The sequence below is a fragment of the Paraburkholderia kururiensis genome (assembly GCF_034424375.1).
Lineage (GTDB): Bacteria > Pseudomonadota > Gammaproteobacteria > Burkholderiales > Burkholderiaceae > Paraburkholderia > Paraburkholderia kururiensis_A.
The window spans coordinates 1,238,708-1,252,629 of the sequence record NZ_CP139965.1 but is presented as its reverse complement, the minus strand read 5'-3'; the positions used below and the strand labels follow the sequence as shown (position 1 = coordinate 1,252,629).

General features: G+C 66.9%; 14 protein-coding genes. 1 reads left to right on the top strand and 13 read right to left on the bottom strand.

Translation table 11 applies throughout. The features are described from left to right. Positions 1-14 precede the first annotated feature (14 nt). The 9 genes from U0042_RS05635 to U0042_RS05595 all read right to left on the bottom strand — a co-directional run bounded on the left by U0042_RS05635 (position 15) and on the right by U0042_RS05595 (position 8,532). On the bottom strand, positions 15-368 hold the full coding sequence (locus U0042_RS05635) for a RidA family protein (protein WP_114814485.1): 354 nt from the start codon (positions 366-368) through the stop codon (positions 15-17). Positions 369-524: 156 nt separating this feature from the next. Next, the gene (locus U0042_RS05630; RefSeq protein WP_114814484.1) at positions 525-1,715 is read right to left on the bottom strand and encodes an NAD(P)/FAD-dependent oxidoreductase; all 1,191 of its coding nucleotides are present in this window, start codon (positions 1,713-1,715) and stop codon (positions 525-527) included. Further along, positions 1,708-3,114, bottom strand: a complete 1,407-nt coding sequence (locus U0042_RS05625; RefSeq protein WP_114814483.1) for an NAD(P)/FAD-dependent oxidoreductase — start codon at positions 3,112-3,114, stop codon at positions 1,708-1,710. The genes U0042_RS05630 and U0042_RS05625 overlap by 8 nt, the downstream gene beginning before the upstream one ends. Beyond that, positions 3,104-3,484, bottom strand: a complete 381-nt coding sequence (locus U0042_RS05620; protein ID WP_114814482.1) for a (2Fe-2S)-binding protein — start codon at positions 3,482-3,484, stop codon at positions 3,104-3,106. The genes U0042_RS05625 and U0042_RS05620 overlap by 11 nt, the downstream gene beginning before the upstream one ends. 7 nt (positions 3,485-3,491) lie before the next feature. Further along, on the bottom strand, positions 3,492-4,646 hold the full coding sequence (locus tag U0042_RS05615) for an NAD(P)/FAD-dependent oxidoreductase (protein WP_114814481.1): 1,155 nt from the start codon (positions 4,644-4,646) through the stop codon (positions 3,492-3,494). Then, positions 4,643-5,440, bottom strand: coding sequence for an ABC transporter permease (locus U0042_RS05610; protein ID WP_114814480.1), 798 nt, complete (start codon positions 5,438-5,440; stop codon positions 4,643-4,645). The genes U0042_RS05615 and U0042_RS05610 overlap by 4 nt, the downstream gene beginning before the upstream one ends. 15 nt (positions 5,441-5,455) lie before the next feature. Beyond that, on the bottom strand, positions 5,456-6,328 hold the full coding sequence (locus tag U0042_RS05605; protein WP_114814479.1) for an ABC transporter permease: 873 nt from the start codon (positions 6,326-6,328) through the stop codon (positions 5,456-5,458). Beyond that, positions 6,315-7,400 carry an ABC transporter ATP-binding protein gene (locus tag U0042_RS05600; protein ID WP_114814478.1) on the bottom strand — a complete coding sequence of 362 codons (1,086 nt, stop codon included), beginning with the start codon at positions 7,398-7,400 and terminating at the stop codon, positions 6,315-6,317. Before U0042_RS05600 ends, U0042_RS05605 begins: the two co-directional genes overlap by 14 nt. Positions 7,401-7,464: 64 nt before the next feature. Beyond that, positions 7,465-8,532 carry an ABC transporter substrate-binding protein gene (locus U0042_RS05595; protein WP_114814510.1) on the bottom strand — a complete coding sequence of 356 codons (1,068 nt, stop codon included), beginning with the start codon at positions 8,530-8,532 and terminating at the stop codon, positions 7,465-7,467. Between the two features lie 192 nt (positions 8,533-8,724). Between U0042_RS05595 and U0042_RS05590 the strand changes: the two genes are divergently transcribed. Beyond that, positions 8,725-9,717, top strand: a complete 993-nt coding sequence (locus U0042_RS05590) for a LysR substrate-binding domain-containing protein (protein WP_114814509.1) — start codon at positions 8,725-8,727, stop codon at positions 9,715-9,717. Positions 9,718-9,726: 9 nt separating this feature from the next. On the opposite strand, the gene U0042_RS05585 is transcribed toward U0042_RS05590, so the two are convergent. From U0042_RS05585 to U0042_RS05570, 4 genes are all read right to left on the bottom strand, one after another. Continuing rightward, positions 9,727-10,422, bottom strand: coding sequence for a hypothetical protein (locus U0042_RS05585; RefSeq protein WP_114814477.1), 696 nt, complete (start codon positions 10,420-10,422; stop codon positions 9,727-9,729). Between the two features lie 166 nt (positions 10,423-10,588). Continuing rightward, positions 10,589-10,915, bottom strand: coding sequence for a DUF4148 domain-containing protein (locus U0042_RS05580; protein WP_114814508.1), 327 nt, complete (start codon positions 10,913-10,915; stop codon positions 10,589-10,591). A 174-nt stretch (positions 10,916-11,089) separates the two neighbouring features. Beyond that, entirely contained in the window at positions 11,090-12,940 is a 1,851-nt protein-coding gene (locus U0042_RS05575) for an ATP-binding cassette domain-containing protein (protein ID WP_114814476.1), read from the bottom strand. After that, positions 12,937-13,824, bottom strand: a complete 888-nt coding sequence (locus U0042_RS05570) for an extracellular solute-binding protein (RefSeq protein WP_114814475.1) — start codon at positions 13,822-13,824, stop codon at positions 12,937-12,939. Before U0042_RS05570 ends, U0042_RS05575 begins: the two co-directional genes overlap by 4 nt. Between the last annotated feature and the right edge of the window lie 98 nt (positions 13,825-13,922).

Genomic DNA, 13,922 nt, shown 5'->3' with positions numbered 1-13,922 from the left:
GTGCCCGCATGCGGTTACGCGAGTGCCACCACCGCGATCTCCACGAGCAGATGCGAGGCCGCGAGTTTCGCCTCCACGGTCGCGCGCGTCGGGGCGCAGCCTTCAGGCACCCACGCGTCCCACACTTCGTTCATGCCCGCGAAGTCGCGCTCGATGTTGGCGAGCCACACCTGCGCGGAAACGAGCCGCGTCTTGTCGATGCCGGCTTTCGCGAGAAAGCCGTCGATCTTCTCCAGCACCTTCGCGGTCTGCACTTTCACGTCGGGCGCGGGATCGGCCGACGTCTGGCCGCCGATGAACACGAGCCCCGCGGCCTTCACCACGCGGCTCATACGCTGATTGGTTTCGATACGAACGATGTCGGACATACGCTTGTGCGCTCCTTCGCCGTGACGGCGAGACGAGGTTGAACGATGCCGCGCCGGGAATACGCGACGGCGCAGCGGAGAACGGCATGCCGCGTCGCGGAACGACGCGGCGCGGCACGCACGGAAAAGGGCCTAAAAAGAGGGGCGTTCTATCGCTCAGTGCGCCGCGACGTGCGCGGTCGAATCGCCCGAAAGCGCCGACGCACCAGCCTCGAAGCGATCGATCCTGAACGCGTCCAGCGGCAACGACGCCTTGCCGTCCAGCATCAGTTCGGACACCAGACGTCCGCAACCCGGGCCTAGCTGGAAACCGCTGCCGCAATAGCCGAACGAGTAGTAGAGGTTCGACGCGGTACGGCTTGCCGAGATGACCGGCAACGAATCTTCCGTGAACGCTTCCACGCCGGCCCACGCGCGGTTGATGCCCAGATGCCGCAAGTGCGGAAACAGATCCACCACGGTCTGCGCGCTCTTCACGAGCCGCAGAAAATCCACTTCGCCGTGCCGCCCCGGCAAATCTGCGATACCGATCAGCTTGCCGCCAATCACGACCGTGCCGTTGTCGAACTGCTTGAACGACAGTGGCCGGCCCGTGGCACCCAGCGTCGCGCGACAGAACGGCGCCACGCGATGCGTGACCATCAGCATGAGCCCCTCGGGATGCACCGGCACCGGCTCGCCCGTCTGACGCGCCAGCTCGCCCGACCACGCGCCCGCCGCCACCAGCAGCTTCTGCGCCGCGAAGACACCGCGCGACGTATGCGCAATCCAGCGCGAGCCGCGCGGCTCGATGCGCGTCACCGCCGTGCCTTCGTGAAAGCGCACGCCGTTGCGCTGCGCCGCGAGGCGAAACGCGGTGGTGGTGCGAAACGGCAACGCGTAACCGTCGCGCTCCACCCAGATGCCGCCTGTCACGTGCTTCGCGAGCGCGGGTTCCAGTGCGAGCACGGTCTCGCGATCCACGATCTTCTCGTGCGTGAAGCCGTGCGCTTCGAGCAAGGCCACGCGTTCTCGGCATTCGTCGAGTTCGGCTTCGGTCTCGGCGATCTTCAGTTGCCCTGACGGTACGAAGCCGCCGTCGTCGCCCACCGTTTCGCGCAGCGTGTGCCAGATTTCGCGCGACATGAGCGCAAGCGGAATCTCAGGCAACGGACGCCCCAACGTGCGCACGCCGCCTGCATTCACGCCCGACGAATGGCGTGCCACGTAGTCGGCTTCCAGCACGATCACGCTCGCGCCGCGTCGCGCGAGATGAAACGCGCTGCTCGTGCCGTGCAGACCGCCGCCGATCACGAGGACGTCGGCTTCCTCCACACCGTTCGCAGCCACAGCGATGGCGTCATTCACCGGCAAGCTCTCCCAACGTGAGCGGCTTGATGGGCGGACGAATGCGGTAGTAGCCCACTTCCTCGGGCGACACCTTGCGTGCATCCGCGATCACCTCGGTCACGGTGAGCCCGCACATGCGCCCCTGGCACGGGCCCATGCCGCAGCGCCCAAACGACTTCGCCTGATTCGGTCCCACGCAGCCCAGCGCCACGAAGCCGCGCAATTCGCCGGCCGTCACTTCTTCGCAGCGGCAGACCACGGTGCTGTCCGCGGGAATGCGGTTCGCGTCGCGCGGACGGTAGAGGCTGTCGAGGAACGGACGAATGCGCATCACCCGTTCCAGCGCCGCGCGATGCACGGCGGCCTCGCGATCGCGCGTGGCGGCATCGATGGCACCCAGTTGCGCCGCGGCGGCCAGCGCCGCCAGCGTGCCCTGCTCCGCCGCGGCCTGGGCGCCGCCAATGCCGGCGCCATCGCCCGCCACGAAAATGCCCGGCACGTCGAGTTCGCCCCACGCGTCCACCTGCGGCGTGAAGCAGAGTTGCGCGTCGTTCCAGCGATGCGTCGCGCGCAATGCCTGCGTGAACTGCGTATTGGGCACCACGCCCTGATGCAGCAGGATCACGTCGGCCTCGACACGATGCGTGCGGCCCTGGCTTGTGAACGAAAGCGCGGCGGCACGCTGCACGCCGTTGCTATCCGCTTTGCCATCCACGCTGAGGTTGTCCGCGGCTTCGTAGATAGGCACGCGTGCCTCGCGCAGCGTGCGGATGAGATGCAGGCCCTTGCTCAGGAACGGCCACGCGCGCAGCGCCGAGAGCAGATGACGCTTCGCGCGCCAGCGGTCCTCGTGCCGCGTCGTATCGACGAGCGCGCGAATCGGCACGCCTGCACGCACGTACTGCCAGCCGAGCAGATACAGCAGCGGCCCGCAGCCCGCGAGCACAGGCGCCGAAGACGGCACCTCGCCCGCGCTCTTCAAGAGGATCTGCGCGGCGCCTGCCGTCATGACGCCGGGCAACGTCCAGCCCGGAATAGGAAACGGCCGCTCCAGCGCGCCGCTCGCGAGAATCACGCGTTGCGCCGCGAAGCTGCCCACCTTGCCGTCCTTCAGGTAGTGGACCGCGTGCTCGCGCGTGACCTGCCACACCGACGCATTCGCCACGTGCCGCGCGCCCGATTGCGCAAACGCATCGGCAATCGAAGCGCCGATCGCGTAGTCGGGGCCCAGAATCTCTTTGCGCTGCGCGTCGGCGCGACCGATGGCGCGATAGATCTGGCCGCCCACCGCGTCCTGCTCGTCGAGCAGCACCACCGAAAGCCCGGCACGCGCCGCGCGCGCGGCCGCGCTCATGCCTGCGGGACCGGCGCCTACCACCACGACGTCGACGTTCTCCGAAGCGAAATCAGCGGCCATGAACAGTCTCCGGCAAGTCGGCATTCAGCGGCGGCAAATCGCGCGCGCCTTCCTGGGAACGGATGCGCATGCCGTCCTTCACTTCCACCATGCAGCTTTGGCGGCTCGGCACGCCGTCTATTTCGACGAGGCATTCGAAGCACGCGCCCATCATGCAGTACGGCGCGCGCGGCGAGCCCGAGACGGGCGTCGCGCGAAACCGCGACACGCCCGCGGCCAGCAGCGCGGCGGCCACGGACCGCCCCGTGGGCACGGCAAGCGGCTGATCGTTGAACCAGATGCGCGCGAGCGCGGCGGTAGCTGATGCATCGCGCGATGCATCGTCGGCCGGCAACGGCTTGAAGAGCGGATAAGCAGTTTGAGAAGTCATGTCGGTGTCAGTGAGCGAGGATCGGTTCGGCCGCGCCTTCGAAGCGGCGCGCGGAAAAAACCGGCAGTTCGTCGGGCATGGGCTGCGCTCCGGCAATCCACGGCGCAATGTGCAGCGCGTGGGCCGCCGCGAGCGTCACACCGCTGTGACAGGTCACGACGAACGCGCCTGGATGCGCTTCGGACTGGTCGTAGATCGGAAAGCCATCGGGACTGTAGACGCGCAGCGCAGCCCACATCCGCACGAGGCGCACGTGGCGCAGCATCGGAAACGCACGCACGCCGCGTTGCGCGATGTCGCTCAGCACGCGCGTGGTGGTGAAGTCGTTGAAGCCGACCTCTTCCATCGAATCGCCGAATTGCACGGTGCCTTCGTCGGTCTGCCGCACGTTGAGCGTGGGGTAGTGAAGGAACGGCGCAACGCGCTCGCTGACGAGCACCTGGCCGCGATTCGGCGCCACGGGCGCATGGAGTCCGACCAGCGGCGCGAGCGCGCGATTGCCGAGCCCTGCGGCCAGCACGAGGCGCGCCGCGCGATACGTGCCATGCCGGCCGTGCACGACGAAGCCGCCCTGCGCACCCGCCGCCGCGTCGATGCGCGCAACGTGCTCGCCCGACACGAGCCGCACGCCGCGCCGCTGCATGCTCGCATGCAGCGCGCGCAGCAGCTTGAGCGGATTCACGTGGCCGTCCATTGGCGTGTAGCTCGCGCCCAGCACGGCGGGGCCGATGTCGGGCAGGCGCTCGCGTACTTCGCGGTGATCGAGCATCTCGAACGGGTACTCGCCCAGCTCATCGCGCAAGGTGGCGAGGCGGTGCTCGCGCTCGGCGAGTTCGTCGTCGGAAAAGCAGAAGTGGAAGCCGCCGGGCTGGCGCAGCGCGACGTCCACGCCGCTCTCTTCGAGCAACGCCGCCGCAAGCGACGGCCAGCGCACCGCCGAGCTACGCGACCAGCGCGCATACGGCGAAAGCCCATAGCCCTTGCCCTGAATCCACACGAGCCCGAAGTTGCCGCGCGAGGCGCGAAAGCCGCCGTCGTCTTCATCGAGCACGGTCACGCGCGCGCCTTCGCGGGCAAGGCCATACGCCACCGCCGAGCCGACGAGGCCGCCGCCCACCACGAGCACGTCGGCGCCGGCATCTGCGTTCGCGATCAACGTCATCGAACTTCTCCAATCAGGATGCGATCGAGTCCCACCAGCCGGTCGAGCACCACCATCAGCACGATGGTGCCGACGATCAGCACCGCCGACACCGACGTGACGAGCGGATCGATGGTCTGCGCGATCTGGTTGTACATGGCGACCGGCAGCGTCGTAGTGCCCGGCGTCGCGACGAAAATGGTCATCGTGAGTTCGTCGAAGCTCTGGATGAACGAGAGCAGCCAGCCGCCCGCCACGCCGGTGCGAATCATCGGCAGCACCACGCGGCGAAATGCCGTGAAGCGGCTGGCGCCACACGAAAGCGCGGCACGCTCCGCGTCGCGATCAAGACCTACCGCCGACGAAAGCGCCAGCCGCAACGCATACGGCAGCACGATCACCACGTGCGTGGCGACGAGCGCCCAGAACGAGCCGCCCAGTTTCAGCAGCGACAGAAAACGCAGGAACGCGATGCCGAGCACGACGGTAGGAATCATCATGGGCGAGAGGAAGAAGCCCATCAGCGCGCCCCGGCCCGGAAAGCGGTAGCGCGCAATCGCGAGCGCCGCAGGCACCGCCAGCACCACGCCGATGGTGGCCGCCGCGAACGCGAGCCGCACCGAAAGCCAGAACGCCGAAACGATATCGCCGTTTTCGAGAATCGCGCGAAACCAGCGCAGCGAGGCGCCGTCGAAGGGCATCGAGATATAGCCCTTGTCCGTGAACGCGACGAGCATCACGACGACGAGCGGCGCGAGGATGAAGGTGAGAAACAACGCGTTGTAGGCAAGGCCCAGGAATCCGTTCTGTTTCATGGCGTCACCGTGGCGCTAGTCGAAGATGTGCTTGAAACGGCGCTCGGCAAGGCGGCTGCAGCCCATCACGATCGCCACGTTGGCCACCAGCAGCAGCACCGCGATGCTCGCGCCGAGCGGCCAGTTCAGCGTGCCGAGAAATTCGTCGTACGCAGCCGTGGCCACGACCTTCAAACGACGTCCGCCGATCAGCGCCGGCGTGGCGAACGCCGAAGCCGACAGCGCGAACACGATGATGGAACCCGAGAGCACGCCCGGCAGAATCTGCGGCAGCACCACGCGCCGGAACACGCGCAGCGGCGACGCGCCCAGCGAACGGCCGGCCCACTCCACCTGCGGATCGAGCTTTTGCAGCGTGGCCCACACCGACATCACCATGAACGGCACCAGCACGTGCGTCAGCGCCACGATCACGCCGGTCATCGTGAAGACGAAGCGGATGGGCTCGTCGGTGATGTCCAGTGCGCGCAGCACGCTGTTGATCACGCCGTTGTTGCCGAGCAGGATCTGCCAGCCGAGCGTGCGCACCACGACCGAGATCAGCAGCGGCCCCAGCACGATCAGCAGACAGATGGACTGCCACGGCCGGCGCATGCGCGCGAGCACGATGGTCTCCGGCACGCCGAGCACGATGGAAAGCAGCGTCACGGCAAACGCGAGGCCGGCCGTGCGCAGGAAGATCGTGCCGTAGTACGGGTCCGTCACGACTTCGAGGTAATTGCTCCACGTATAGCCGGGCTGCACGCCGGCCACGTCGCTGAAGACGTGGAACGACAGCATGAACGTGAGCAGCAGCGGCACGAACAGGAGCCCCACGAAAAGCAGCAGCGCGGGCGCGGAGAGCAGCCAGGGCGCGGCGCCGCCCCGCGGGTCGTCAAGCGTGGCCATGCGTGTCCTCCCGGCCCAGCACGCGCAGGTCATCGTCGGTCCAGGCGAGTGCGACTTCGTGGCCTTCGTCCGGCGGCGGCGCGCCGTAGTTCGGCTGCGCGACGTGCATGCGGCCCAGCGCCGTCTCCACCACGAGCAGCCACTGATTGCCGACGAACACCCGCGTGACGATGCGGCCCAGCAACCGTCCATCGCCGGCACGCGCATCGCCGTTCACGAGCCGCACCTTCTCGGGCCGGATATAGACATTCACGGCGCCGTCCACGTGACGGCCTTCGTGCGGTACGTGCAGCGTCGTGCCCGCCACTTCCACTTCGGCGCAGCGCGGATTGCGACGCAGCACTTCGCCTTGCAGCGTGTTGGTGCGGCCGAGGAACGTGGAGGCGAACGGCGTGGCGGGCCGCTCGTAGGCATCGAACGGCGTGCTCAACTGCGCGATCTTGCCGCCGTGCATGACGGCGATGCGATCGCTCATCGTCATGGCTTCCACCTGATCGTGCGTGACGAGGATCGTGGTGATGCCGAGGCGTTTCTGAATGGCGCGCAGTTCGATGTGCATCTCCTCGCGCAGTTTCGCGTCGAGGTTCGACATGGGTTCGTCGAGCAGCAGCAGTTCCGGCTGCATGGCGATGGCGCGCGCAATCGCCACACGCTGCCGCTGGCCGCCCGACAGTTCCTTCGGATAGCGCGCATCGAGCCCGCGCAGCCGCACGAGTTCGAGCGCCTCCGCAATGCGTTCTGCGCGCTGCGCACGCTTCATCTTGCGCATTTCCAGGCCGAAGCCGACGTTGCCCGCCACCGTCATGTGCGGAAACAGCGCGTAGCTCTGGAACACCACGCCGATGCCGCGCTTTTCGGGGCGCTCGTGCGTGATGTCGCGACCGTCGAGCGTGATGCGGCCCGTGGTAGGCGAGACGAAGCCCGCCACCATCTGCAGCGTCGTGGTCTTGCCGCAGCCCGAGGGCCCGAGCAGCGAAAGGAACTCGCCGCGCTCCACCGAAAGATCGATGTGCTCGATCGCCGTGAAGTCGCCGTAGCGTTTGGAAATACCTTGCAGGGTCAGGAAGCTCATCGACGTTCATCCTTGCCAAAAGCACAGGCGCGCGCGTGGCGCGCGACTGCATGCAACGCGCTGCTCACCGCTCGACCGAACGGTTCCAGCGCTCGGTCCACTCGGCACGATGCTGGTTGATCGTGGTCCAGTCCATCGTCGTGAGCTTCGCGATCTGTTCGGGGCCATACGGCACGCGCGCGGCAACGTCCGGCGCAAGCTTCACGGTCTTGTTCACGGGACCGAGGCCAATGCCCTGCGCCTGCAATGCCTGCACTTCAGGGCTCAGCAGGTATTGCACGAACTGCTGCGAAAGCTGCGGCTGCGCGTTTTCCGCGAGCACGCAGGCGGCCACCTGCAACGCGACGCCGCCTTCCTTCGGGTAAATGAACTTGAGCGGGAAGCCCGTGTTTTGCAGCGCCACCGCGCGACCGCTGCCGTACGGCGCGACGATCACGTCGCCGGACTGCATGAGGCCGTCCATTTCGCCGGGCGTGGGCGCCCACGAAAGCACGTTGGGCGCGACCTGCTTCGTCATTGCGGTAAAGCCGGGGTCGATGTTCTTTTCGCCGCCGCCGTTCATGCGCGCGAGCATGACGAGCGTATGCAGACCATAGGTGTTCGTGATGGGCGGCACGCCGAGCTTGCCCTTCACATGCGGGTCTTCGAGCACCTTCCACGAATCCGGCGCGGGCAGGCCCAGCTTCTTGAACGCCTGTTCGTTGTAGCCGATGCCCGTTGCCACCATACCCACGCCCACCGCCGTCGGGCCCAGCCGCGCGAGCGGATAGAGGTCTTTCATCACCGGCGCGTCTTCCACCTTCGCGCACAGGCCGAGTTGCATGGCCTGATACATGGGACCGTCGTCCATCACGGCGACGTTGATCTGCTGGTGGCCCTTTTGCGCCTGCAGTTTCGCGAGCGTGTCGCTGGAATTGCCCGCGACGTAGACGATCTTCACGTCGTGCGCTTTTTCGAACGGCGGAATGATCTTCTGGCGATAGAGCTGCTCGTTGGAGCCGCCCACGTTGGCGACGTACAACGTCGTTTCGGCCTGCGCGGCAAGCGTCGTGGCGAACAGGCCGGCAACGGCAAGCCCGACCGTGACGGCCTGCGATATGGAAAGGGAACGCTGGCGCAACGCTTTCTTCATGACGACGATCTCCATTCGTATGGGGGAGCGGTGGTTCGGCGTATGCGCCGATACATCGAAGTCTCGCGCGCCGCAATCCATATCGTCCAATACGAATAAAATACCGACCTATGCACGGTTGATATACCCCAGGGTTTGCCCCGACGCAGGCCCATGCACGCGCGCGGTCGCGTCGAAAAAGGAGAAGCAACATTGAATCTCAAGCACATCGAGGCATTTCGGGCGGTGATGGTGGCGGGGTCCATGACCGCAGCGGCCAAGGCGCTCTTCACTTCGCAGCCGAACGTGAGCCGCCTGATTTCCCAGCTCGAACGCGAGACCGGGCTCACGCTGTTTCAGCGCACAGGCGCGCGGCTCATTCCGACGAGCGAGGGCACCGCGTTCTTTCGCGAAGTGGAGCGTGCATATGTAGGGCTGCAAGGTCTTACGAATGCAGCGACGCAGATCCGCAACCTGGGCACGGGGCGTCTGCGTATCGCGGCCATGCCGTCCGCGGGGCTCACGCTCGTGCCCCATGCCATCAAGCGTTTTCAGAGCCTTTATCCCGAGGTCACGGTGTCGCTGCACGTGAATACGTCGGGCACCGTGAACCACTGGACGGCCTCGCAGTTCTGCGATCTGGGCGTGGCCGTCTACATCAGCGAAGCGTCGAACTGCGAGGTGGAGCCGCTTTCGAAGGTGCCCGCGTTGTGCGTGCTGCCCGCCAACCACCGGCTCGCGAAGAAGGCCGTGATTCGCCCCGCGGATCTGCAAGGCGAGTCGTTTATTTCGCTATGCCAGGGGGACGGCACGCGCACGCAGATGGACGAGGTGTTTCTGCGTGCGGGCGTGGAGCGCGTGCTCGCCATCGAGGCGCAGTACACCGCGATCTGCTGCGAGCTGGTGCGCTGCGGAATGGGCGTGACGCTCGCGCATCCCATCGTGGCCCGCGACTTCGCGGGGCCGGACATCGCGATTCGTCCGTTCTCGCCCGCGGTGCTGTTTCCCACGTACCTGCTGTTTCCGCCGAACCGGCCGCGCGACAGGCTGGCCTCTGCATTCGTCAAAGTGCTGCGCGAATTGCACGAGGAATTGCTGGACGAGATGAAAGCGACGATGACGGAGGGCCGCGCGCGTCAGCAGCGCAGCGGTAGCAGCCGTGCGCTGAAGTCTGCGCCTGCGCGGCGTCTGCGGTCCGCCGGTTGAACGCGGCGGCTATAGCGGATGCGTGCTGCCCGCCTGGGTCATCATGGAAACAGCCGCGGCGTCGGGCATGCCGTTGGAGTCGATGGCACCGGCTTTCGCGAGCGCATCGAGGTCGCTGTCGACACCAGGCTGCCCCACGACGAACGGCGTCGTGAGAAACGAGGGCTGCGCAAGCGTGACGGCGTAGCGCTGCTGAAGATTCGTGACCACGGCGGATTGCGCGGCCAGCACGTTGGTGCCGTTCGAAAGCGCCTGCTGGAAGCGCGTGTTGTTCGGCAAGCCGGCGACGAGTCCGCTCACCGTGGTGCCAAGTTGCGCGGCGAGATAGACGAGCATGAGTTCGGTTTGCGGCGTCGTGTTGAACGTGCCGCCTGCGAACATGACCGAATGCAGCGTCGTGCCGCCCGAGCTTGCGGCCAGAATGCAGGGCAGCGAGGCATTGAACGTCACGTTGTAGCGGCCGCCGCTGTCCGAGGTGGTGGAGGCGGAGCCGTCCGCACAGCCGAAACTCACGACGGCGCCCGCGAGCGCCCTGCCCGTTGCAGCCGTGCCCGACACGCCGACGCTCGGCAATGGACCAGTGCCGCCGCCGCAGCTATCCATGCCGAAGCACGCGGTGCCGTTGCACGAACCGAGCGTCACGAGCGCAGCCGCGGACAACGCCGCGGCGAGGGGTCGAACAAAATGGGCGTCTCGAGCATTCATGGCTGCCTGTCCTCAGGAGAAGAACCGGGGTGCCGGATGATCGGTTCGAACCGGCGCTGTTCCTGATTTTAGGCGTCATGCGGGCCGTCGGGTGCGTCTGAAAAGAGGCTTGGGTGGCGCGCCACGCGCTTCTCTGACGAAACACGGCGTGACGCGCGGTCGCGGCTCAATGATGCAGGAAGAGCGACTGCGTGCCGGGGGTCGTGGCGGATGCGACGGCCACACCGGATTGCGCGCTGCCCGTCGCCACGCCGCCCATCGACTGCGCGGCCAGCGTGTTGTCGTCCTGCGCGGCCACCTTCGCTTCGGCAGCCTGAATGTCGGACGGGTAGTTCACGTCGTTGTTGCCGGGACGATAGCCGGCCTTTTCCACCTGGATCAGATCGGCACGCACTTCGGCACGCGTGACGGGCGCATTGGCGGTCTGCGCGAAAGCAAGGACGGGCGCGCTCAGGGCGCAGGAGAGCAGCAGGGCACGGATCAGGGTCTTCATGGTATTCACCTCCGGGAGCATAGCGGCCGTGTCCACCATGGACCGGCCTTCGGGCTCTCCACGCTGGTTGGTGAAGAGTTGTACCCATTCTGGTAGGGACGCACTGTCCGGAAGCTGACCTGTGGATTACAAGTTTGTTATCTGCATAGAACGCCGCGGGCCAGGGCTCCGCGTCTACTCGACTTCCTGCCTCCACACCCCCACCCCCTCCGCTTCGATCACCACCCGGCAACGCTCCTGCTCCACAAGCGTCGCGTCACCCGCCGCGAAATCGAACGGCGCGCCCTCCACCTCCACGCGCGCGAAGCGCTCGCCGTTGCGCAGTTCGACGGACGCCACGTGCGCGTCGAACGCACGCGGCCCTTCTTCGAGCCGTATAGCGCGCGACGCCACGCGCCACATCACGCGCTCGCCCACTGCGATGGAGCGGTCCGACGTTTCGATGACGAGCCGCCCGTTCACCTCGATGAGCCCCGGCGCGCGCATCACGCCGCTGCCCACGTTGCGCAGGCCCAGCAGTTCGGCCACGCGCATGTTGGCCGGCCGGCTGAAGACGTGCTCCACCGTGCCCGCCTGAAGCATGCGGCCACGTTCCAGTACGAGCACTTCGTCGGCGAGCAGCGCGGCCTCGTCGGGGTCGTGCGTGACGATCACCGTCACCGCCGATATCTCGCGCTGCAATTCGCGCAGCGACTGCTGCAAGCGGCGACGGCGCGGCGTATCGAGCGCGGAAAACGGTTCGTCGAACAACAGCACGTGGCTGTGACGCGTCAACGCGCGCGCGAGCGCCACGCGCTGGCGCTGGCCGAACGAGAGTTGATGCGGCAGCCTGCCCAGCAACGCGGCAAGACCGAGATGCTCGACCCAGTAGCGGGCGCCCGCGGCATCGGCATCCACGGGAAACGCGAGTTGCTGGGCCACGGTCATGTGCGGAAAGAGACCGTAGTCCTGCGGCATGTAGCCCACCTGCCGGCGCTCCGGCGGCAAGGCGCCCAGGTCGCGTTCGCCCAGTTGCACGCTGCCCGCTTCGTTGTGCTCGAGGCCCGCAATGAGGCGCAGCGTGAGCGACTTGCCGGAGCCCGAGGGGCCGATGATGGCAAGGCGGCGCGTCGTGGGCGTCCAGTGAACGTCGAGGCTGAACGGGCCCAGGTGCTTCGTGAGACTCAGCCGCAGGTTCAGCGGCGGACGCTGCGCCGCCGCGTCCGCCACTGCATCCGCCGGGGCGAATGCGGCCTCGTCGCCGTTCGCGGGCCGTGCAAGGGTCGTCGCGTCGCGCACGCCGCGGCTGTACACGGAGAGCATGGCGCACGCCACGGCGATCACGAGCGTGGGCAGCAGCAGCGGCATCATCGCGGGCAGCCCCTGGCCGCCGAAGACGACATACGTGTACACGGGCAGCGAATACGGGTGATACGCGACCATCACCGTCGCGCCGAATTCGCCGAACGCGCGCAGCCAGGCCAGCGCGAGGCCGGCTCGAATCGCGGGCCATGCCACCGGCAGCGCCACGCGGAAGAAGCGGCTGCCCGCACGGTGCCCGAGCGTGGCGGCCACGTCTTCGAATACAGGATCGATGGACGCGAACGCCGAGCGCGCCGCCACGATCAGAAACGGCGCGGCCACGAAGGTTTCGGCGAGCACGATGCCCGCGAACGAATCGGTCAGCACGCCGTTCGTCACGCGGCCAATCCAGCTATACGGGCCGAGCAGAAACAGCAGCAGCACGCCGCTCGTGAGCGGCGGCAATGCGAGCGGCAACTGCACGACGAAGCCGAGCAACGCCATGCCGCGCGACGACGAACGCGCGAGCCAGTAACCGAGCGGCACGCCGCCCACCAGAATGACGAGCGCGGCCACACTCGCGCTCGCGGCCGATACGCCCACCGCCGACCATGTTGCCCGCCAGTCCACGCCCGCCCAGTCCGCGTGCCCGATCTGCGGCACGCTCGCCACGAACGGCGCGCACAGATAGACCGCGAGCAGGATGGCGAGCGCGAAGAGCGGTCGCCCTGCCGTGCGCTTCATTGGGCGGCGTCGATGACGGCCTGCAACGAAGACGGCACGGCCTGCACGTTGCCGACCACCTTCGGACGAATCACGTCGACGCCATGCTCGCGCAGCAGCGCGCGGCCCTGCGCGCTCAGCAGGAAGTTGACGAAGCGCGTGGCGCCGGCCTGGTTCGGCGCATCGGAAAGAATGGTGAGCGTGTAGCTCGCCTTGATCTGCAACTCAGGCGCCGGATGCACGGCGGGAATCTTGAGGTCCGAGGTTTCCGTCGAATAGAAGAAGCCGGCGTCGAGCTGACCCGACTGCAAGCGGCCCACCAGGGTCTCTTCGGGCAGCACCTGGTTGGGGTTCTCGGGCGCACCGAGCGTCTTTTCGACGAGGTCGGGCTGGCCATACAGCTGCGCGGCCTTCGTCATGAGTTCGACGGTGAACGCGCCCTTCGGATCGAGCTTCGGGTCCGTGCGGCCAATGCGGATGCCCGGTTCCTGCAGCACCTGGTCCCAGCGCTTCGATTTGAACGCGGCAGCAAAACGGCTCTGCGGGTTGTAGCCGACGAGGAGCGGCGACTCCGCGAAGTTCACGTACCAGCTCACGTGGTCGCCGTTGGCCGCGCCCGTCAGACTCGCGTTGACCTTCGGGCTTGCGCTGATGAACACGTCGCCGCGCCGCAGCTTGCCGCGAATCTCATTGGCGATCTTGTTCGAACCCGCCGCGTAGCCGCGAAAGCGCAAGCCGGTTTCCTTTTCGAAGGCGGGGCCGACGCTGCGCTCCATGAGATTGACGAGCGACCCTGCATAGAGAACGTTGACGGTGTCTTCGTCGGCCGCACGGGCACTATTCGCCGCCCCGAGACCCAACACCGAACTCAACAACACGCCGCAAACGACGAGCTTGCGCAACATGGCCTTCCCCGTACCGTTATAGAGAGCGATATATTACGACGCTTCCGCATTCTGTCGCGCATTCCGCGCACATCCGGCACACATCCCCGCCCGCCTTG